The organism is Facklamia sp. HMSC062C11 (genome assembly GCF_001810675.1).
GTDB classification, from domain to species: Bacteria; Bacillota; Bacilli; order Lactobacillales; family Aerococcaceae; genus Facklamia; species Facklamia hominis.
The window spans coordinates 27951-50233 of the sequence record NZ_KV802412.1; the positions used below are offsets into that span (position 1 = coordinate 27951).

The 22283-nt window shown below is 36.2% G+C and carries 22 protein-coding genes; 19 read left to right on the top strand and 3 right to left on the bottom strand.

Going from position 1 to position 22283, the window contains the following annotated elements; translation table 11 throughout:
• Window positions 1-132: 132 nt before the first annotated feature.
• From HMPREF2758_RS07185 to HMPREF2758_RS07205, 5 genes are all read left to right on the top strand, one after another.
• Entirely contained in the window at window positions 133-1389 is a 1257-nt protein-coding gene (locus HMPREF2758_RS07185) for an ABC transporter substrate-binding protein (RefSeq protein ID WP_006907321.1), read from the top strand.
• 70 nt (window positions 1390-1459) lie between these two features.
• Complete coding sequence (locus tag HMPREF2758_RS07190; protein WP_246823275.1) at window positions 1460-2323, top strand: carbohydrate ABC transporter permease; 864 nt, start codon at window positions 1460-1462, stop codon at window positions 2321-2323.
• A gap of 10 nt (window positions 2324-2333) precedes the next feature.
• Window positions 2334-3179 carry a carbohydrate ABC transporter permease gene (locus tag HMPREF2758_RS07195; RefSeq protein WP_070609774.1) on the top strand — a complete coding sequence of 282 codons (846 nt, stop codon included), beginning with the start codon at window positions 2334-2336 and terminating at the stop codon, window positions 3177-3179.
• A 5-nt stretch (window positions 3180-3184) separates the two neighbouring features.
• Window positions 3185-4054, top strand: coding sequence for an acyltransferase domain-containing protein (locus tag HMPREF2758_RS07200; protein WP_070609775.1), 870 nt, complete (start codon window positions 3185-3187; stop codon window positions 4052-4054).
• A 28-nt stretch (window positions 4055-4082) separates the two neighbouring features.
• On the top strand, window positions 4083-5132 hold the full coding sequence (locus tag HMPREF2758_RS07205) for an ABC transporter ATP-binding protein (protein WP_070609776.1): 1050 nt from the start codon (window positions 4083-4085) through the stop codon (window positions 5130-5132).
• A gap of 49 nt (window positions 5133-5181) precedes the next feature.
• On the opposite strand, the gene HMPREF2758_RS07210 is transcribed toward HMPREF2758_RS07205, so the two are convergent.
• On the bottom strand, window positions 5182-5712 hold the full coding sequence (locus tag HMPREF2758_RS07210; RefSeq protein ID WP_016647554.1) for a TDE2712 family protein: 531 nt from the start codon (window positions 5710-5712) through the stop codon (window positions 5182-5184).
• 80 nt (window positions 5713-5792) lie between these two features.
• Complete coding sequence (locus HMPREF2758_RS07215; RefSeq protein WP_016647555.1) at window positions 5793-6020, bottom strand: putative Se/S carrier protein; 228 nt, start codon at window positions 6018-6020, stop codon at window positions 5793-5795.
• 165 nt (window positions 6021-6185) lie between these two features.
• On the opposite strand from HMPREF2758_RS07215, the gene HMPREF2758_RS07220 reads away from it, so the two are divergent.
• The 14 genes from HMPREF2758_RS07220 to HMPREF2758_RS07290 all read left to right on the top strand — a co-directional run bounded on the left by HMPREF2758_RS07220 (window position 6186) and on the right by HMPREF2758_RS07290 (window position 19932).
• The gene (locus HMPREF2758_RS07220; RefSeq protein WP_016647556.1) at window positions 6186-6716 is read left to right on the top strand and encodes an SGNH/GDSL hydrolase family protein; all 531 of its coding nucleotides are present in this window, start codon (window positions 6186-6188) and stop codon (window positions 6714-6716) included.
• 4 nt (window positions 6717-6720) lie between these two features.
• A complete protein-coding gene (locus HMPREF2758_RS07225) occupies window positions 6721-7608 on the top strand; it encodes an ROK family protein (RefSeq protein ID WP_016647557.1) in 888 nt (295 codons plus the stop codon).
• A gap of 265 nt (window positions 7609-7873) precedes the next feature.
• The gene (locus HMPREF2758_RS07230) at window positions 7874-8272 is read left to right on the top strand and encodes a GrdX family protein (protein ID WP_016647558.1); all 399 of its coding nucleotides are present in this window, start codon (window positions 7874-7876) and stop codon (window positions 8270-8272) included.
• A gap of 35 nt (window positions 8273-8307) precedes the next feature.
• Window positions 8308-9594, top strand: a complete 1287-nt coding sequence (locus HMPREF2758_RS07235) for a glycine/sarcosine/betaine reductase component B subunit (RefSeq protein WP_016647559.1) — start codon at window positions 8308-8310, stop codon at window positions 9592-9594.
• A gap of 26 nt (window positions 9595-9620) precedes the next feature.
• Window positions 9621-10922 carry a glycine reductase complex selenoprotein B gene (grdB, locus tag HMPREF2758_RS07240; RefSeq protein WP_081634502.1) on the top strand — a complete coding sequence of 434 codons (1302 nt, stop codon included), beginning with the start codon at window positions 9621-9623 and terminating at the stop codon, window positions 10920-10922.
• Between the two features lie 177 nt (window positions 10923-11099).
• A complete protein-coding gene (locus HMPREF2758_RS07250; protein ID WP_006907334.1) occupies window positions 11100-12314 on the top strand; it encodes an ABC transporter substrate-binding protein in 1215 nt (404 codons plus the stop codon).
• 75 nt (window positions 12315-12389) lie between these two features.
• Entirely contained in the window at window positions 12390-13259 is an 870-nt protein-coding gene (locus HMPREF2758_RS07255) for a carbohydrate ABC transporter permease (RefSeq protein WP_006907335.1), read from the top strand.
• A 2-nt stretch (window positions 13260-13261) separates the two neighbouring features.
• On the top strand, window positions 13262-14086 hold the full coding sequence (locus HMPREF2758_RS07260; protein ID WP_070609777.1) for a carbohydrate ABC transporter permease: 825 nt from the start codon (window positions 13262-13264) through the stop codon (window positions 14084-14086).
• Window positions 14086-15129, top strand: a complete 1044-nt coding sequence (locus HMPREF2758_RS07265; protein WP_070609778.1) for an ABC transporter ATP-binding protein — start codon at window positions 14086-14088, stop codon at window positions 15127-15129. Before HMPREF2758_RS07260 ends, HMPREF2758_RS07265 begins: the two co-directional genes overlap by 1 nt.
• A gap of 5 nt (window positions 15130-15134) precedes the next feature.
• The gene (locus tag HMPREF2758_RS07270) at window positions 15135-16034 is read left to right on the top strand and encodes a DUF7916 family protein (protein WP_070609779.1); all 900 of its coding nucleotides are present in this window, start codon (window positions 15135-15137) and stop codon (window positions 16032-16034) included.
• 103 nt (window positions 16035-16137) lie between these two features.
• Window positions 16138-17760 (top strand): ASKHA domain-containing protein, encoded by a 1623-nt coding sequence (locus HMPREF2758_RS07275; protein ID WP_070609780.1) that lies wholly within the window; start codon window positions 16138-16140, stop codon window positions 17758-17760.
• A 12-nt stretch (window positions 17761-17772) separates the two neighbouring features.
• Entirely contained in the window at window positions 17773-18870 is a 1098-nt protein-coding gene (locus tag HMPREF2758_RS07280) for a uroporphyrinogen decarboxylase family protein (RefSeq protein WP_070609781.1), read from the top strand.
• A 129-nt stretch (window positions 18871-18999) separates the two neighbouring features.
• Complete coding sequence (locus HMPREF2758_RS07285; RefSeq protein WP_006907341.1) at window positions 19000-19203, top strand: cold-shock protein; 204 nt, start codon at window positions 19000-19002, stop codon at window positions 19201-19203.
• Window positions 19204-19269: 66 nt separating this feature from the next.
• Window positions 19270-19932 carry a YggS family pyridoxal phosphate-dependent enzyme gene (locus HMPREF2758_RS07290; RefSeq protein ID WP_083304866.1) on the top strand — a complete coding sequence of 221 codons (663 nt, stop codon included), beginning with the start codon at window positions 19270-19272 and terminating at the stop codon, window positions 19930-19932.
• A gap of 75 nt (window positions 19933-20007) precedes the next feature.
• On the opposite strand, the gene HMPREF2758_RS07295 is transcribed toward HMPREF2758_RS07290, so the two are convergent.
• On the bottom strand, window positions 20008-22278 hold the full coding sequence (locus HMPREF2758_RS07295) for a glycogen/starch/alpha-glucan phosphorylase (protein ID WP_070609783.1): 2271 nt from the start codon (window positions 22276-22278) through the stop codon (window positions 20008-20010).
• Between the last annotated feature and the right edge of the window lie 5 nt (window positions 22279-22283).

Here is a 22283-nt window from a genome sequence, read left to right on the forward strand (position 1 = left end):
CTGAGGGTTCAACTTTTAGAGTGGATACCATTAAAAAATAAAGTTAATTATTATATAATTCTATATATAAAAAATAGCTATCTGATGAATAAGATGGTAAAATTAAATTAATCTAACAAGGAGGAGATTTTTATGAAAAAATTTCTAAAAGGCTGTTTAGCAGCGGCATTATCGTTGTCGTCATTAATTACGTCAAGTTTAACTACTCCAGTTTTTGCTGAAGAAGAACCTGTTGAAATCAGTTTAATGATTCCTGATTGGGGAGTTCCAACAGATGATATGTTGAAGGATTTCCAAGAAAAGACAAACATTAAAGTAAATGTGATTCCAACAGCTTGGGATGATATTCGTGATAAAGTTGCTACAGCTTCAGTAGGTAAAAAAGCGGCAGCGGATGTAATAGAAGTTGACTGGTCCTGGACCGGTGAATTTGTCTCAGCTAATTGGTTAGCTCCAATTGAGATTGATGAGGATACTCTAAAGGATATGCCAAACCTGGAAACATTTAAGGTGGAAGATCAATATTATGCTGTTCCTTATGCTAATGACTTCCGAATTGCTTATTCTAATCAAGAGATGTTCAAAAAAGCTGGTATTGAAGAATTACCAACTAACTGGAATCAATTGATTGAAGATGCTAAAAAGATTAAAGAAGCGGGTGTTGTGGACTATCCGATTTCAATTCCACTGTTAGCCGAAGAAAATTCGACAACAACCTTCTTATGGTTGGCTTATACGCGTAATGGTATCGTATTTAATGATGATAATACTTTAAATCACGATGCCTTAGTAGATACTTTAACTTTGATTGACAGTTTGGTGAAAGATGAACTTGTTAATCCAGCTAACACAACACTTTCTGGTATGGAAGCATACGGTCAAATTGCAACGGGTGACACGGCAAATATGACTGGACCTTCTTCATTTGTAACTCGAATTGAAGATGAATCTGAATCAAAAGTTGTTGGCCAAGTTCAACCAAGTCGCCCACTTTCTAAAGATGGAGATTATGCAGATAAGACAGTACCATTCAATGAAGCGATTGGTATATCAGCATATACTGAACACCCAGAAGAAGCCTTGGAATTTGTTAAATGGTATACTTCTCCTGAAATTCAAGAACAATTAAATGCTGAAATTTCAGCCACTCCAACCCGTTTATCAGTTCTTGAAAAATTATTTGAAGCTGGACAAATTCAACATGGTGATGTTTTCTACGATGTTGCTGGAATTGTTGAAAATCCATTCCCTAATGGTGTGCCAGATTATTACGCAGAAATGTCTAGTGAAATCTTTAATGGTATTAACCAATTAGCGACTGGCCAATTAACCGTTGAACAAGCGGTTGAACAAATCGAATCAGCGGTCAATGCTTTAGCTCAAAAATAATCTTAAAAAATAAGATAGCTGCCGATGGTTTATTTTCCTATCGGCAGCTTTTTTAGAAAGAATGAATGATATGATTAAAAATAATAAATCGCCTTGGTTTTTATTATTACCAAGTATATTGATTATGGGAATATTTGTTTTTTATCCGATTGTAAAAACATTCTATTATAGTCTGCATCGTTTTAAATTAACAAGACCTGATCAAATCGAAATGATTGGTCTTAGGAACTATATGTCTGTTTTACAAGATAAGAATTTTCATAATGCCTTGATTAATTCACTCTCTGTTTTAGCTTATGTTATTTTGTTTGTGATGATTTCTTCCTTGTTTGTAGCACTATTATTGAATCAGAAACGGAAATTAACACCGCTATTGACTGCAATAGCGATTTTACCATGGGCATTACCACCTCTAGTGAATGGGGTTTTGTGGTCCTTTATTTTTCATCCTTCTTATGGCATGTTGAATAAATTATTAATATCTTCTGGCATCACCCAAGCTTCCATTGCGTGGACCGCAAATACAGGTTGGCTGATGTTAATTGTCTCTTTAATTGTATCATGGCAGGTCGTTCCTTTCTGTGCGATTGTTTTGTTAGCGAATCTGCAAAGTATTCCACAAGACATTTATGAAGCTTCAGCGATGGATGGGGCAAATAGTCCTCAAACCTTTTTTTCTGTGACTCTGCCATTATTATTACCTTCTTTGTTGATTTGCTTAACTCAGGCATCTTTATCAGCTGTAAATATTTTTGATGAGATTGTCGCCTTAGTGGACTATCGTAAAGATGCTCAAACCTTGTTGATCTATAATTATCAAAATACTTTTTCATTTTTAGATTTTGGTTATGGCTCGGCGATTACCTATGTAGTGATGCTACTAACAGGAATATTTGGATATTTATATGTTCGCAATATTGCGAAAGATATGTAGGAGGTCATTTATGAAAAAATCATTTTTAGCAAATGCTGCCTACTTTCTAGCGGTACTTGTCTTTTTAATATTTACCTTAGGACCAATTTTATGGGCTTTAAATATTGCCTTAACACCTGAGGGGGAAATTACAAAAGCTTCTAGTCAGATTATTGCTTCACATATTAACTTTGATAATTTCAAGCAGTTAATGGATCCGACAACTTCCGCTTATCGTTTGATAATTCCAGCGATTATCAATTCAGTGAAGATGTCTGCGATCAGTGTTTTATTAACTGTGCCTATTTCTTTGATGACGGCATATGCCTTCTACCGTTATAATTTCAAAGGGAAAAAACCAGTATTTTTGTTGATTACATTAACTATGGTTATACCAGTATTTACGACGATCATTCCGATATATGCTATGTTTGCCCAGAACGATCTTTTGGATCATTTATTTTGGATTGCTATTATCTATGTTTCGGCCTTTATTCCTTTAAATACTTGGCTAATCTATAATCACTTTAAGGACTTGCCCTATGAGGTTGTAGAGGCAGCAATGATGGATGGTGCAGGTGAATGGCGAGTGTTTTTTGAAACGATACTGCCATTGTCTTGGCCAATTCTTATTACTAGTTTGTTAGTCGTTTTTTTAACTGCTTGGAGTCAATTCCAAATTCCTATGATTTTAACTACAAGCCAAGCTAATAAAGTAATTACACTCGTGATTCAGGATTTTAAAGGACGTTATACTGCCTCCTATGGTTTGATCGCCGCTTCTGGTTTATTAGCCATACTTCCCCCAGCTGTTTTAGCAACGACCTTTAGAAAATTCTTAATTAGTGGATTGACTGGTGGAGCAACGAAAGGATAGAAGAGATGATAGAATTATATACCGAATATTTTAAGACACTTTCGGTTGATGAGCATGAGCAGTCTTTGGACCAGATATTACGACTGTTGGGTTTTGATTTTAGTTATTATAATAGGACCTTGCCTGAATCGTCGTTGATTCTTGACATACTTGACTCGGGCTATCAGGGGATGGCATTTGATTCAAATCGTATGATTGTTAAAATAAATGATGCTGAAAGAGCACAGGTATTAATTCATCTCTTGCCCGCTTTAAAGCAAATCTATCAAGAAAGAAATTATTCGGAATCAATTTTTTTAGATACATTGAGTGATTTGGTGTATCGATTAAACCTCTATTCTAATCGTCATCATTGTTTGGGACTTACTGAAGATGACGGGCACTGGTTGTTAAGAGTCTTTTTCTTAAATATTTTTCGTCTTGGCTCCTTGCAATATGAGCGGTTGAAGTTAGATTTTAACTTGCTTCCTTTTAAATTAACATGGAAAGAAGCCAGCAAGGAAAGAATGCTCCAAGGGCAAGAAGTGCTAAGTATACATATAATGGCAGGGACATCACTGGATCAAGGTGCAGTGAATCACTCTTTTTGTCAAGCGCGAAGCTTTTTTAGGGAAGCGGGGATCAATTATTTTTATTGTTGTTCATGGCTGTTGAATCCCGATAATGAATTTTTGCTCTCGAGCGGCTCTCGCATTCTAGACTTTGCTTCACAGTTTGAATTATTAGCTTCAGCTAAGTATAAGGACTATCCCTTATATTCAATTTTTGAAACAGAATATTATAAGAATAAACCAATGACAAGTTTGCAAAAAATGGCGATAGCCCATCCAGAATATTTAGGGGTGGGTCTAGGTGTTGTTCCAATAAAAGAGTAAGTTACTTCTAAGAAGGAGAAGATAAGTAATGGGAAGCGTTAAACTACAGAATGTTTGTAAAAAATATGATGATGAGCTAATGGCGGTAGAAAATTTTAATTTAGATATTCATAATGGGGAATTTGTTGTATTTGTAGGTCCATCTGGTTGTGGAAAATCAACAACATTAAGAATGATTGCAGGTCTGGAGTCAATCAGTGAGGGGGAATTATGGATTAATGACCAACTAGCTAATGATTTGCGACCTCAAGATCGTGATTTAGCCATGGTTTTTCAATCTTATGCCCTATATCCTCATAAAACAGTTTTTCAAAATTTAGCCTATCCTTTAAAGATTCAGGGGCTTAGTAAAGAAGAGATAGACAGTAAGGTTAGACATACGGCAAAGCTGATTGAAATTGATGATTTATTAGATAGAAAGCCTCGTCAACTATCGGGAGGTCAACGGCAACGGGTGGCGTTGGGAAGGTGTCTTGTTCGGTCACCACAAGCTTTTTTAATGGATGAACCCTTATCTAATCTAGATGCCAAATTGAGAGTGAGCATGCGATCTGAAATTGTTAACTTGCAAAAGAAAATTCAAGGAACTTTTATCTATGTTACCCATGATCAGGTTGAAGCAATGACGATGGGGGATCGGATTGTGGTAATGAATAAGGGGTTGATTCAACAAGTTGGAAAGCCTGAAGAAATCTATCATCATCCCAAAAATCGATTTGTGGCGTCCTTTATAGGAAGCCCAGCTATGAACTTTTTATATTTTGATCAGTCGAAAATTACTCTGAATGATTTGAGCTGGTCTATTGAAAAAAATAGTCCATTTTATTTAGGTGTTCGACCGGAGCACATTGTTCCTGCTAGAAGCGAGGGGAATTTATATACCTTTACCGCAAAAATTGATCATATTGAAAAATTAGGGGCCGAAAACTATGTGAACTTAATCGTCAATGATCAATTAATTTTAATGAGGGATTATGGATTAAACCCATATCATGAGGGAGAAGTGTATTCCTTTAGCATTGTCCCATCAAATATAAAATATTTTGATGCGCATAGTGAAGAATCTTTTTCAATATAAAATAAAAGCATCCTATTCATTTCAATGATGATAGGATGCTTTTATTTTCTTATTTGAGGATGGTTTCGAGTTTGCTTTCGATATAGTCAACTAATTTTTGATCGTTGACAAGAACGGTTTCGAAATCGGTGAAATCTATCTTTAATTTAAAGAAGTTAATCGTTAAGATATTATCTTCAATTTTATCGGTGAGGTCGTAGGCTGGAACAAAGTTAATTTGAACGCTGTCATACTTAGTGTCTCCTGAAAACTTTTCTTTTAAATAATTCACATTGAGTGTCTTAATCGTTGGAAGGGTTAACTCAACATTACCTGGATCATCAGCAAAGAACTTATTTGACTGATAGAATTCTAATTCTTTAGAAGTGGCTTCATTGACAGGTTCATAATTGATAACCGCGGACAACACTTTGCGGACAGAGTTACTATTAAAATCATCCGTATATACTGCTTCCATCTCAGGGCGATTGGCGATGTCAAGTAGGTAAGAATCGGCAAGCTTTTCTTTTCTAGCGGCTGTTTGCCAGAAAAAATCCATTAATTCAATGGTTTCAAAGTTAATTTTTACATTTTCAAGCATATAAAGTCTCCTTTTAAAAAGATTCTTCTATAAGTATAACAGATTTATTCTGATTTTAAATACTTAAGGGTAGACCATACTTATAAAATGGCAATTTGATTGAGTGACAGTTGGGCCTGCTTAGAGACTTCTTCGATATGGGTTTGTTCATTAGGCTCACTGCGCCAGGCCATGCCGCATCCTGCTGAAAGCTCGCTTGGAATAGCGACGAGTCTTCCAGAAATTTGATGGGTCTTATAGAGATTTTCAGCAGTCATTGCATCTAGCGTGTTATGAAAAGTAATATATAAGTATTCTTTTTTAGACATACACCTAAACTCCTTGATATAAAAGTCATCTAAAGTTTGAAAGTTAGTATCAATAGATGATAATGCGCGTTGTTTTTTTAAAAACTATGTTAGAATAATTATAGTCAAATTGATAGTAATTTTCAAATACAGATTGTCTAACAAATAAGAGGGTGGAAGATATATATGAATTTATTAATGCTCGGTCATTCGATTCTTGCCTTTTATAAGCAAGATCATTTAGGAAGCTGGAAACTTACCAATGTATCTAAGCAAGGAGTTATAGCTAAGGAGGGTTATCAGCGTTTACTTAGCGAACCAGAATTGTTAAATGGCAAAGACGCTGTCTTGATTATGTTCGGTATTAATGAACTTTATTATCAAATGAAGGTTGAATCTATTATTACTAATCTAAAGAAAATGATTGAATTTATTCGAGAGCAAAATAAAGAGATTCCAATTATCTTATGCCATGTCATTCAGACAGCTGAAACGAATCGTTTGAAGCCTGACCGTATTGAATCTGTAAATTTGGAAATGGATAAATTAGCTAAAGAATATTCAACTTTAATTTTAGATTGGCAGGCACTCTATCGGGATCAGGGTGAAATTCAACCCGAATATACTATAGATGGCATTCACCTTTCAAAAAGAGGATACGATCTATTTAGTCAAACGTTATTAGAACTGTTAAACAATAATATTTCAAAGGAGTGAGAAGATGTATTTTGTAATGGATGTAGGAGGAAACTACATTAAGTCGGGTCGGGTCAATGATCAGGGGGATCTAATAGAAACTTTTCCTTCAGTAAAAACCCCCTTAGATTTACCTGCTTTTGAGGAGGCACTTGAAAAGGTTTTTTCTTCGCTGAATGAAAAAGACAAAGGAATTGCGATTAGTCATACTGGGATTGTGGATGATGATCGAGGCGTGTTAGTTTTTAATGGATCTTTACCTTTTCTCAAAGGATATCCTTATCGAGAAAAACTACAGCACCAATATCAGAAAAAAATTAATCTTATCAATGATGGGCAGGCTGCTGTGATCGCAGAACATCAGTTAGGTGCCTTAAAAGGTGTTGCTAATGGTCTTGCGTTAACTTTAGGAACAGGACTTGCCTTAGGAATTATTATTGATCATAAATTGTATAAAGGTAGTCATAATGTGGCCGGAGAGGTTTCATTTATTTTGCCAGAATATTCTGCTACTCCTTTAGTAAGACAAGGGGGCGTGTTTAACTTTGTTCGTCCAGCCAATCATTTGTTAGAATGTAAGGATGAGAATGATGCGGAAAATGTATTTCAGGCGATAAAGACTAATCATCAACCGGTGATCGATTTATTTAATGACTATTGTCGAGTCATTGCCACACTTATTTATAACCTTCACCTTGTTTTTGATGTTGAGCGAATTGCTATCGGTGGAGGAATTTCAAACGAACCCTTGATGATCGAGGGAATAAGAAAAGCCTATCACGCACTTTATGAGAATCATCCCTCCTTTGTATTTAGGGAGGAGATTTTTGAACCAGTCCCATTAACAACCTGTCATTTTAAAAATGGGGCGAACTTATTGGGCGCCTATTTGTATGCCAAAACCAGTCTTTAAAAGCATTTATTTATTTTTCTAATAAGCTTTATTTTAATAAAAGAAGTGAGAATTTATGTCGAAAAAACCCATAATATCGCTTCTTTTAACAAAAAAGTTTGCGCAGCAACTTGAAATTTAAAATAAAACCACAATAGACTTGTAAAACTTATTGATTTTAGTTATAATATTCACAAGAACAAGGGCTAGTGCAACCACTAAGGTTTTGTTCTTTAGGTCATTTATTAGCGTAGATGATCCAGCACTAGTGTCGAGAGGTGAAAGAATGCAAATCATCACAAACAATCCGATGGTTAAAGAAAAAATCAAGTCCTGTCCTGTTGAATTTATCGATGGGACATATGCGGATGTCTTCAAAGAAACTAAGCGATTAGTGATTGAAGAACGTCAAGTCATTTTAACACATCCATTGTCCGGTTCAATTAAACCTAACGAGACCTACTATAAATCAATCCTTATCACTACTACACAACTACAACAGATTGATATGGAAAGTCTTGATCTTATTGATAATGCATTGGATGTCTACGAAAAGTTCAATAGAAACCGTAAGACTCCACAATGGACCCCTCAAATTCTTGAGGATTTTGCGGATATTGATCTTGACTTGATTGAAAATGCTTTATCTCGCATTCGTTTCTCCCCTGAGTTACGATTCAAGTAACTTGCGTATTTAGAAATATTAACAGAGGTGATTAAATGAAACTTGAATTAGGAAAAATTCAAATTAATGATGTTCAAAAAGCATCCGAATCAAAAGTTGATAACGGAACTTTGTACATCAATGAAGAAGAAATTAAAGAGATCGTTTTAGCAGACGATCACATTGTTAAATGTGAAGTTGAAATTGCCAAACCAGGCGAATCAACGCGTATCACTCCAATCAAAGACGTGATCGAACCACGTTGTAAAGTAGAAGGCGACTGCGAAATCTTCCCAGGTGTTATCTCTAAAGTAGACCGCGTAGGTGAAGGCCGTACTCACGCACTTAAGGGCTGTGCAGTAGCAACTGTTGGTAAGATTGTTGGTTTCCAAGAAGGTATTGTTGATATGCAAGGACCTGGTGCTGAATTAACACCATTCTCTAAGACAATCAACATCTGCTTAGTTGTAGAACCTGCTGAAGGAATTAAACCTCACCAATACGAACAAGCCGTTCGTGAAGCTGGATTTAAGGTTGCTTTATACTTAGGTAAACTTGGTAAAGAAGTTGAACCTGATGAAGTAGTTACTTATGAAACTAAACCATTATTGGATCAAATCGCTGAATACCCTGAATTACCAAAAGTTGGTTATGTTTACATGTTACAAACACAAGGTTTGTTACACGATACTTATGTATACGGAACAGATGCTAAACATATCGTTCCTTCAATTCTTTACCCAACGGAAGTAATGGACGGAGCAATTGTATCTGGTAACTGTGTGTCTGCTTGTGATAAGAATACAACTTACCACCACTTAAATAATCCAGTTATCGAAGATTTATACGCACGTCATGGAAAAGATATCAACTTTGTCGGTGTTATCATCACTAACGAGGCGGTTTACTTGAATGATAAGAAACGTTCATCTGACTGGACAGCTAAATTATGCCGTTATTTAGGTTTGGATGGCGCTATTGTTACTCAAGAAGGATTTGGTAACCCAGATACTGACTTGATCATGAATGCTAAGAAAATTGCTGGACAAGGTGTTAAGACGGTTATCGTTACAGACGAATATGCTGGACGTGACGGTGCTTCCCAATCTCTAGCTGATGCGGATCCATCTGCAGATGCCGTAGTTACTGGCGGAAACGCTAACGAAGTGATTGTATTACCTCCAATGGATCGTATTATCGGTACATTAGATTATGTTGATACAGTTGCTGGTGGATTTGACGGAAGCTTACGCGAAAATGGCGAAATTGAAGTTGAAATTCAAGCTATCACTGGTGCAACCAATGAAATGGGCTTCAATAAACGCACGGCTCGTGGAGTTTAATCAAGGATTATAAGGGAGGTTAAATGATGAGTAAGAAACGTGTAGTACACTATATTAACCAATTCTACGCTGGTATCGGTGGAGAAGAAAAAGCTGATACAAAGCCTTTTAAAGAAGATGGCGTTAAAGGACCTGGTGTTGGTCTTAATGGTTTAATTAAAGATAATGGCGAAATCGTTGGTACAGTAGTCTGTGGTGACTCTTACTTTAACGAAAATCCAGAAGCAATCGACGAAGTTATTGAAATGATCAAATCATTTGAACCAGATCTAGTGATCGCGGGACCTGCATTTAACGCTGGTCGTTATGGGGTTGCATCTGGTGCGGTTGCAACAGCTGTTGTTGAACGTCTAGGTATTCCAGCTGTAACTGGTATGTACGAAGAAAACCCTGGTGTGGATATGTATAAGAAAGTTCCTTATATTGTTCAAACAGGTAACTCTGCTGCAACAATGCGTAAAGCATTGCCTGCTATTGCAAACGTAGTAAACAAAATTTTAGAAGGTAAAGAATTATCTCCTAAAGAAGATGGTTACTTCGAACGTCACCGTAAGAACTTCTTTACCGAAGAACGTGGATCATTCCGTGCGGTTGATATGTTAGTTAAGAAGTTAAATGGCGAAGAATTTGTAACAGAATATCCAATGCCAGACTTCGACAATGTGGAACCAGGTGTTGCTATTAAAGATTTATCGAAAGCTAAGATTGCGATCGTTACTTCTGGTGGTATCGTACCTCATGGTAACCCAGATCACATTGAATCTTCATCAGCTTCTAAATATGGTCGTTATGACATTGCTGGTGTTGATGATCTTAAAGAGGGTGAATGGGAAACAGCTCACGGTGGTTATGACCCAACTTATGCCAACGAAGACTCTGACCGTGTTATCCCAGTAGACGTATTACGTCAAAAGGAAAAAGACGGAGAAATTGGAGAATTATTCCACTATTTCTACTCTACAGTTGGTAATGGTACTGCTGTTGCTTCTGCAAAAGCATACTCTGAAGCTATTGCTAAGGAATTATTGGAAAATAATGTCGATGCTGTTATTCTTACCTCTACTTGAGGTACCTGTACACGTTGCGGAGCAACAATGGTTAAAGGTATCGAAAAGACTGGTATTCCTGTAGTTCATATGTGTACAGTTACACCTATTTCTCTTACTGTAGGTGCTAACCGTATCATTCCTACGATTGCTATTCCTCACCCATTAGGAAATCCAGCATTAGATCATGAGGAAGAATTCAAATTACGTACACACTTAGTTGATAAAGCTCTTAAGGCTTTAACAACTGAAGTTTCTGGACAAACAGTCTTTGAAGACTAATTTATAAAGAAACTTAAGCCCTTGCTAATGCAGGGGCTTTTATTTGTTTTATTTATGTAATTTTATAATAAATATTAGCGATATATTTAAATATCAAATAACTATCTGTTAATATTGATTAAATATTATGTCAATGAGATAATAAGAATATAAATTCAAAAGGGAAAGAGGATAATGATGAAGAAGTTTTTATTAAAAGCGACAGCATTTGTTCTATCGGCTAGCAGTTTATTAGGACTAAGTCCTTTAGTTCATGCAGAAGATAACAATGAAATTTCTATTTTGGCTCCTGGTTATGATGGTGGATACCTTAAAGAAGAATTGGATAAGGGTGTTGCTGGATTTGAAGAGGCTACTGGCGCTAAGGTTAATATTATTAATGTTGACTGGGATGATTTAAACTCTAAAATTGTTCAACTTGCTTCAGCTAACCAAGCACCAGATATCATGATGATTGGTACTCGTTCATTAAAACAATTTGCGGAAGAAGGAATTATTCAACCGCTAGATGACTATATTACCCCTGAATTTACTGAACCACGGGTTGAATCTGTATTACATGCAGCAAATATTGATGGCAAACAATATGGAATTCCATTTGCTTTTTCTAGCCGTGGTCTATTCTATCGTTCTGATTTAGTTGAAAAAGCTCCAACTAATTGGGATGAATTATTAGAAACAGCTCGTCAAATCAAAAAAGATAATCCAGATATGTATGCTTTCTACTTACCAGTTGATGGACCTGGTACTTCTATCGAATTGATGTCCTTCTTCTATCAAAATGAAGGATATATCTTTAATGATAAAGGTGAGTATGAAGTTAATAATGCAGCTAATGTTGAAACGCTTGAATATTTAGCTCAATTTGTACAAGAAGATTTGGTACCTAGCCCACTTGACTCTCCTAGAAATGAAGCTGCTAAAATGTTCATTAATGGTGATTTAGCTATGTTTATGTCTGGTCCATGGGAAAAAGAAGAATTAGATAAGGCTTCTGATAAAGCACCTTATTTAACAGCAAAATTACCAAAAGGAAAAGTAGAAGCTGTTAATATTGCAACTGACTCTTATGTAATTCCTAAGGGTGCTAAAAATCCTGACTTGGCATGGAAATTTATTGATTTTATGGGTCAAGAAGAATACCAACGTCCTATTTCTGAAGCCTTTGACTGGTTCCCAATCTTAAAAGCAGAACAGTCTGACGAACGTTTCCAAACAGATTTTATGAAACCATTTAGTGAAATTATTGAATTTGGACAACCCGATCCGCATACTTCTAATTGGGATACTTTCCACCGTCACTTTAATTTAGCGATTCAAGAAGCATTAACCGGTGAAAAGACAGCTCAAGAAGCTTTAGATGATGCTCAAAAGGCATTAACGCAAGAATAAAATCAGCCTATTTAGGGTAAAGAAAGCTGGGTTTTACCCAGCTTTCTTTATATTCTTTTAAAAAGGAGGGCCGTTATGATTCAAAAGAAAAATTTTCAAGCGATTTATTTTTTATTACCGGCAATGATTCTACTAACTATTTTATATGCTTACCCTATGTTTTTACTTCTCGTTCAATCTTTTCAGAAAGTTGAATTGTTTGGTGATCAATCTAAATTTGTTGCCTTCGATAATTATATAAGATTATTAAAGGATAAAGGAATTTATCATAATTTAAGAATTACCTTGCTTTATTCTTTTGTAACCATAGCTATCAAAATGTTAGGTGGCTTAATGATTGCCTTGCTGATTAATTCTGATATTTATGGAAAGAAATTGGCACGGTTTATTATGTTGATTCCATGGGCAATTCCTCAAGTAGCTGTTTCGATTATTTGGAAATGGATTTATGATACAAGATATGGTTATTTGAATTATTTTTTAGATGCCGTTAATTGGGTGCAAGGAAATATTGCTTGGCTGGCAGATAAGGATGTTACCCTCTATGCTGTTTCTATTGTTGATGCATGGATGGGCTGGCCATTAATTACCATGATGATTTTAGCAGGTTTAGAGGCGATTCCTAAGAGCCTTTATGAAGCGGGGAGATTGGATGGGGCAAATACTTGGAAACAATTTTGGCATATAACTTTGCCAGAACTCGCCCCCGTTTTGACGATTACCTTTACGCTCGTTTCAATTTGGACCTTTAATTCCTTTAATGTTATTTTTGTGATGACTCAAGGGGGCCCTTTAAGATCAACCGAGACCTTAATGATGCGTGTCTATAATGAGGCCTTTAAGAAATTTGATTTTGGCATGTCTTCAGCATTGAGCGTGTTAATCATATTGTTTATGTTGGCATTTATTTCTTTATACATTCGCCAATTGACGAAGGAGGAGTAATATTGAAAAAATCACGTAAATGGGTAAAAACACTTTTAATTTTTTCTTTTGTCATCCTTCTAAATGTTCCCATTCTGATTATGTTGAATACTTCTTTACAAACGTATGAACAAACGCTGCAATGGCCGCCGCAATTTTTTAGAATGCCATTACAGTGGGGGAACTTTATAGAAGTGTTAAATGGAGATTTTTCGGTAATTAAGCCTTTGCTAAATTCAATCATTGTGTCAGTTTCTACGATGCTTATTTGTACACTAGTTGCTTTATTTGCGGCATATGCTTTATCAAATTTTGACTTTAAAGGCCGAAAATGGCTTCTTTATACAATTTTGGTGATGCAGATGTTGTCTCCTGTTCTATTAGCGAATCCATTATATGCAATATTTAATCGTCTTGGACTATTAGATTCTCTTTTTGCTTTGATTATAGCTAATACAGCCTCTTCTTTACCAATGTCGATCTGGATGATGTATACGTATTTAGCTCAAGTACCGTCATATCTTGAAGAGGCAGCTCGTTTAGACGGAGCAAATCGCTTTGAAAGTTTAATTAAAATCATCTTACCAACGGCAATGCCTGGCGTCATCACAGTTGGTATATTCGCCTTTATTGCAGCATGGGGAGATGTTGTTTTTGCTAGAATGGCGATTTTTACCAAAGAACTAAGACCTATTTCAATGGCATTAATGGATTTTGAATCTTTATATAAGACTTCTTGGGAATTACAGATGGCTGCATCGACCTTATCTGTATTACCTATCTTTATTTTATTTCTTTATGTACAAAAATATTTGGGGTGTAGTCTCGCAACAGCAGGAGGTAAATAATGGTTGCACTTGCTATTAAAAATTTAAATAAATCCTATTCAAAAGGGAACAAAATATTTGATGATTTTAATGTTTCGTTTGATACTGGGGAGTTAATTGTCATCTTAGGACCTTCGGGGTGTGGAAAATCTACCTTATTGAGATCGATCGCTGGACTTGAAGAAATTGAATCAGGTGAAATTGATATGGATGGGGTTAATATTGCTAACATAGACCCCAAGGATCGTCAGATTGCCATGGTTTTTCAAAACTATGCACTTTATCCACATAAGACAGTCTATGGAAATTTAGAGTTTGGCTTAAAAATGCGTAAGGTAGATAAAGAAACGCGGCAAAAGAGGATTGAACAAGTTGCTGAAATGCTTGGATTAACGCCATTTTTACAAAGAAAACCCAAAGCTCTATCCGGTGGTCAAAGACAGCGGGTTGCACTAGGGCGTGCCTTGGTTAATAGTCCAAAACTATTTTTGATGGATGAACCTTTATCGAATTTGGATGCCAAACTAAGAGTAAAAATGCGGTCTGAAATTATTCAGTTACATAAACAATTAGATGAAACAATCATCTATGTGACGCATGATCAAACAGAAGCAATGACGATGGCGGATCGAATTTTATTATTGAATCAAGGAGAAATACAACAATTTGATCGCCCTGAAAAGCTTTATCATGAACCAGCTAACTTGTTTACGGCTGAATTCATTGGTTCACCCGCTATGAATATTCTCTCACTACCAGTGGAAAACCAACAAGTTCAATTATTGAATCAAACTTTTAAATTACCATTCACTTATGATAAGTCCTCTATTTATTTAGGAATTCGTCCAGAAGACGTTACATTAACTTCTGATGGTGAACAACCAATTTTATATACTGAAAATTTAGGGAATGAATATTTAATTTTCGTGAATTATCAAGGTAAGGAAGTTGTCATACGGTCAGATAGGGATTATCCAACCAATGGGAAATATGACTTATCATTAAATCCAGATAAATTGCACTGGTTTGATCAGGATACTCAATTAAGGAGGAGTGAGCTTTAAACAAGATGGTGAAACGTTTTTTTGATTTAACTGCCAACGAAATGGTGGAGTTAAATAAAGAGGATTTATTAACGGCTATTCAAGCTTGTGAAGGAAGAGTGGTTCTTTCTGAAAATGATGTTACCAGAGGACCAACTGTCATTGGTGTGACAAATAGTGAACTGGCAAGAGCGAGCGGTGCAGATTTGATACTTTTGAATAAATTGGATCTACAAGATCCAAAAATACCTGCATTGGCTAATAGTTCTAAGCCAATTGCTGATTTAAAAAAGCTGGTTATGCGTCCAATTGGGGTTAATCTTGAAGCGGTATCGCATCATTATGAAAAGAGTTTAGAACCGCTTTTAACATTGCCGACGGGACGGATCGCTAGTTATGATAACTTTAGCTTAGCTGAAAGAATGGGCTTCAATTTTATTTGTTTAACGGGTAATCCTAAGACAGGAGTAAGTTTGAGTGCTCTTGTTGAAGCGGTAAGAGTAGCTAGAGATGTTTTTTCAGGAATTATTATGGTTGGAAAAATGCACTCAGCTGGTGTTGATGAACCTGTGATCGATTCCAAAACGGTGTTGGCATTTATTGATGCTGGGGCGGATGTTATTTTAATCCCAACCCCTGGTTCTTTGCCTGGGTTTACACGGGAAGAAGCGATCGAAATGACTCGATTTTGTCATCAAAAGGGTAAAATAACATTAGCCGTTAATGGGGCTTCTCAAGATTATTCATCTAGAGAAACTATCCGACAATTTGCTATAATAAATAAAGAAATTGGTGCGGATATTCACCATATTGGTTCTTCGGGAACAGGGGGAATCGCGCCTAGTGAAAATATTTTTGAATTGTCGCTTGCAATTAGGGGTTTAAATCATACGCTAAGACAAATGGCTAGTTCGATTAAGCGATAAAGTTGTTAGATCAAAGAATTAGGTAAAGTATAGCCACAGAATTTTTAGGGTTTAGGGCTGTGACATATTGTCACAGCCTTCTGTCCTGAATAGGAGGAATTATTTGATAATTGAGGGAAAAAGCAAAGATATTTTTCAAAAAATGACCAGAGACTACCAAATGGTATTTCCCTGTGGCGGGGGAGGAACCTGTGGAAAGTGTCGAGTAAAAATTGAATCAGAAAACTCTGTACCGATTACTCAAGCCGATCGCCTTCTTATATCAAAACAAGCGATTTCTGAGGGATATCGGTTGGCTTGCCATTTAAAGGGTGATAATTGGGTGCGCGCATATGTACCAGATCAGAGCATGACTGCTTCAGAGGGTATACAAATTCTTAGAACGGGTCATTTGGCCCCCTTCGTGATTGATCCTGTTATTTATTATAAACAAGAAGAAAAAAAGATTTACTATCTCGATCGGCCATTGGCTAATTGGCAGGAATCAAAGAGCTTTTATATTGTAACCGTAGATATTGGCTCAACGACAATTGTTGTGTCATTGTTAGATGGTCAAAGTGGTCAAGAAATTACGTCCGAGACCTGCTTAAATCCACAAAGAAGATTCGGTCAAGATGTAATGTCTCGGATTTCTTCTGTACAAAAAAATTCAGAAAATCTTACTGAAATGCAAGGTGCTGTCCTATCTGAGATACGTGACATACTGGTACAAATGTGTTTGAATCATGAGATTGAGTTCGAGCAAGTTTTTGGAATCTTTATCGCAGGAAACGCTGTTATGAATCATATACTTCTAGGTGTATCCCCAGAACCCTTAGGAGTGGCTCCATATCAGTTGGTCATAAAAGACCTTCAGGAACGAAACTTTCATGAAATGGGCTTTGATTGTTTTGGAGAAGGAATATTAGCGACGCTTCCTAATGTTTCAGCATTCGTTGGAGGCGATATCGTCGCAGGAATTCTCGCAACTGCTCTTTATCGGCAACAACAAACTTGTCTTTTTGTAGATATTGGAACGAATGGTGAGATTGTCTTAGTTCATAAAGGAAAAATGTATTCAGCATCTTGTGCGGCAGGTCCCGCCTTAGAAGGGATGAATATTACTTGTGGAATGACGGCTCAACCCGGTGCCATTGAAGAAGCAACTTTCTCGCGAGCCTCTTTAAGATATAAAACGATTGCTAAAAAAAAGGCCGTTGGAATTTGTGGATCAGGCATTTTGGCCTTAATTCGTGAGTGTTTAAAAGAAGAATTGATCATTCCGAGGGGAAATATCGCCAAAGCTGAAGCCTTAAGTCCAAGATTACAAACCTATATTGATAATAAAGCTAAAAAGATTTGGATTGATCGACGCAGAAATATTTTTATTTCTCAAGGAGATATTCGCCAAATCCAATTAGCCAAAGGTGCTATTTTGTCGGGAATACAAGCACTGATGGCTCAAGCAGGTATTGATGCTGAGGATATTGATCGAGTCTTAATCGCCGGACAATTTGGTGCCTATGTTACGGCAGAGTCACTCACAGTAGTAGGCTTAGTTCCTAAATCACTTAAGGATAAAATTGAGTATGTTGGTAACACTTCTCAAGCTGGTTGTAGAATGTTTGCTTTAAATCATCATTTTTATCATCGTGTCAATCAAATGGTAGCAGAAATTCAACATGTTGAGTTGTCTTTGTTACCTGGTTATGATCGACTTTTTGCGAAAGCGACTTTATTTAAGTAAAAGGGGAATAATATGGAAAAGTTTAAAAAACATTACTATGACAAAATGACGCCGGTTGAGCGTTTGACTGCGATTAATGCTGGTCAAGAATTTGATCGTTTGCCAGCAGTGCTCTTCATTCCAGATTTGAAAGCAAAATTAATTAATTGTAGTATTAGAGATTTGTATTTTGATAAAGAAAAAATCATTCAGGCAGAACAAGCGGCTTATGATCGGTTTGGAAGTGATGCTATATTTTTAGGGCCTAATTCTAAAGGGATTGCGACTGCATTTGGCACCAAAATTGATTATCCTTTAGATAGTTTGCCACAAATTACCCACTATCCCTTAAGTTCATATGATGATTTAGAACAAGTCGATGCTGCAAAAGTTCTCTCTTGTGAACGAATATTATTCTTTAAAGAGGCCCTTAAGGATATCGGGGCAAGAGCCAGTGGGGTTGTGCCATTTTATTCATACTTAGGTGGAACAGTGACAGTGGCATCCTACTTAAGAGGGATTGAGGTCCTACTTAAAGATATGCGAAAAAATAAAGAGCAAGTTCATGAATTATTGCAAAGGGTATTGAAAAGTCAAAAGTTAATTGTAGATAGTTATTGTGAAATTCCAGGTATTCGTTTTGCGATTGCAGATCCGGTTGCTTCGGGTTCTCTTATGTCACCAAGGCTTTTTAAAGAATTTGCAATGCCTTGTTTGATAGAACTGTGTCATTATATTAAGCAAAAATCTGGTCATGGTCCTTTGCTTCATATGTGTGGTAAAATGGAAAAAGTATGGTCCGAGATTAAGGAACTTCCTTTAGATACTTTCTCCATTGATAATGCTTCGAGTATGGAAGAGGCCGTCGACTGTTTTGGAGAAAAATTTTCGATTACCGGAAATGTTCCACCCGTTGATGTGATGTATGAGGGGACGGCTGAAATGATTGATCAATCGGTAAAACAATGTGTTGATGCTAGTAAGTCGAATCCTAGAAAATTACGTCTTGCTTTTGGCTGTGATATGCCATACTTAGCACCGGTGGAGAATATTGATCACTTTATGCGAGCGGTTCGAAAACATGCCTCTATGGAATCCATTATTAAGGCAACCAAAAGAGTTGACTTTTAATCATTTTGAGGGTACTATATAAGGGTAGAAAGTTTAAATATTTAAAGAGTATCATTTTGAATGAATCCTTTTTTTATTTTAAGTTTTATCTGCAATATTTTAGCGTAATCGCGTAAGGAGGATTTCATTATGAATAATGGAACAGTTAAATGGTTTAATGCAGAAAAAGGTTTTGGCTTTATTGCTCAAGAATCTGGTGATGATGTTTTTGTACATTTCTCAGCAATTAATGCAGATGGCTTTAAGACTTTAGAAGAAGGTCAAAAAGTTACTTTTGACGTTGAGGAAGGCGATCGTGGTCTTCAAGCTTCAAACGTTTCTGTTGTAGAATAATTCAATGATTTATCAAGCCAGGGGATGCCTGGCTTTTTTTATTGCAACAAGGAGGGAGATTATCAATTGAATCAGATTGTACTAGCAAATAATCTTCAAAGAGTCAGTGAACAGGTCTCAAAATATTCTGGTCATTTATTAGCGGTGACCAAGTTTGTTGATAAGGATGTTACGCGTGCTCTTTTCGAATTAGGAGTTAGGGAGATGGCGGAGAATCGTCCAGAACCTTTTCTAAAAAAATTAGAAGAACTGTCGGATATTAAAGATCAGATTACTTGGCACTTTATTGGTCATTTACAAACGCGTCAAGTTAAAAAGGTGATTCATAATATCGATTACCTTCATTCTTTAGATCGTGTTTCACTTGCCAAGGAGATTCAAAAAAGAGCAATATGTCCTTTGAAGTGTTTTCTACAAGTAAATGTCTCAGGAGAAGCTAGCAAAGGAGGATTTCAACCGGATCAGGTTTTGGATGTGATTAATAATTTGGTCAATTATGATAAAATTATTATCGTTGGTTTAATGACGATGGCTCCGATTGATGCGACGGATTCTGAACTACATCATTATTTTAAGGAATTAAGGTTATTACAAGAAAAGATTGAATCATTAGAATTAAAGCAAGCGCCTTGTCACGAATTGAGTATGGGAATGTCACGTGATTATTTGATTGCCTTAGAGGAAGGCGCTAGCTATGTCCGTATAGGGACGGCTCTTTATAAGGAATAGTTTAATTGGAGCACTAAAAACTTCCAATAAAGGATCTAAAAGTGATGCCTTTATTGGAAGTTTTTTCTCTAAATATTAATATTTGAGTTTCCATATTTCACGATTATAATCTGTCATAGTACGATCAGAGGAGAAGAAGCCAGATTTGGAGATGTTAACAATGGTTTTACTGTACCACGATTCAAAATCTTCGTAGTCAGATAGCATCTGTTCTTTAACTTTAATATAATCTTCTAAATCTAAGAGTGTCATAAAATAATCTTTATGGATAAGCTCATGATGAAGTCTTTCGAGACGCTCTGCATTACCAAAATACATCATGCCATGGGATACAATAAAATCAACTAATGGACGAATATTTTCTTTTTGATAATAGTCTTCAGCATGATAGGCATTTTTATTATAGAGGTCTATCACATCTTGACTATGCTTGCCAAACAAATAGATATTTTCGGATCCAACTAAGTCCGCAATTTCGACATTAGCGCCATCCGAGGTACCCAATGTGAGGGCGCCATTGACCATGAGTTTCATATTTCCAGTACCGGAAGCTTCTTTAGAGGCGAGTGAAATTTGCTCCGAGATATCTGCTGCTGGAATCAAATAGGAAGCGCTGGTAACATTATAGTTTTCAATCATTACTACTTTGAGATGAGGAGATACCTCATCGTCTAATCGAATTAACTGGGAGAGTGTCAAAATAAGATGAATAATATCTTGGGCAATTGTATATGCAGGAGCTGCCTTTCCACCGAAGAGCACAGTGATTGGAGTCGCCGGTATATTTCCTGCTTTAATTTCTAAATATTTATGAATGACCCATAGTGCGTTCAGTTGTTGACGTTTATATTCATGAATTCGTTTAATTTGAACATCCATTATCGAGTGTTCATCAATTGTGATATCCATCGTTTCCTTTAGATATCGTTTTAGCTTGACTTTATTTAGGAATTTAATGGCTCTTAACTTATTTCTTGTACGGGCCTCGTCTTTATATGCAAGGAAGTTAGAAAGATCTGCAGTATCCTTCCAATCTGTCCCAATCTTTACATCAAGAAAACTGGCTAGACTTTGATTAATATCCATCAGCCAACGTCGGAAGGTAATACCGTTTGTAATATTATGAAATTTATTCGGATATATTTCGTAAAAATCAGATAAAGTCGTGTTTTTAAGAATATCTGTATGTAATTGGGCAACACCATTAACTGAATAGCCAAAGTGAAGTGCTAAATGTGCCATATGAACTTGGTCGTAGTCGTCAATAATCCAGGTTGATGGATTTGCTGGATATTTTTGGCAAATATAGTTATGAAGTTGGCGAATAATTTGAGCAATCTCTGGGATGACCTGATCCAAATCTGACATTGGCCAAGTTTCTAACGCTTCAGTTAAAATAGTATGATTGGTAAAGGCGACAATCTGAGTAACAATATTGATTGACTCGGAAAAATCCACTCCTTCTATCATTAATAGACGCATTAGTTCAGGAATAACAAAAGCAGGATGGGTATCATTGATATGGATTAAGGCATAATCCATTAAGTCATGTAAGTTAGACCCTTTTTGTTTAGCTTCGTGGATAATGAGTTGGGCGCCATTGGACACCATAAAATATTGTTGATAGACGCGTAAAAGACGACCTTCATGGGTTGAATCATCTGGATATAGAAAGAGAGTGAGATTGCGCTTGATATCCTTTTTATCGAAATCGATCGAATTTTCCTTAATGATATCTGATTCAACAGAGTCTAGATCGAATAGTCGAAGACGGTTGCGTGTATTTTGTTGGTAGCCTAATATATCAATTTCATAAAGTGTTGATTTAAGAGTGAAATCTTTAAAGGGGACATCGAAACGAAGTTCACCTGCATTTAACCAAGATTGGCCTTCAAGCCATTGATCAGGAAGAGATACTTGCTGATTATTGATAAAATTTTGCCGAAATAATCCAAAATGGTAGTTAAGACCGATTCCATCGGCGTTAATTCCTAGCTTAGTCATTGAGTCAAGGAGGCAAGCAGCTAAACGCCCTAAACCACCATTACCGAGTGAGGGCTCATTTTCGTAGGATTCAATCGCCATCAAGTCTTTTCCGTTGGCGATTAATTCATCTCGGATCTGTTTATGAATCCCTAAATTTAAAAGATTATTGGATAAGAGCTTTCCGATTAAGAATTCAGCTGAGAAGTAATAGAGCTTTTTTTGTTGATCGTGATCATTTGTTGGCAAATTATGACTTTTTTCTTTGACCATACTAAATAGTACATCATAGATTTCTCTATCTGAACAATCACGGACTTTTTTTCTAAAACGAGTTTTTGTATAAGCTTCTAATGAGGTCATAGGTA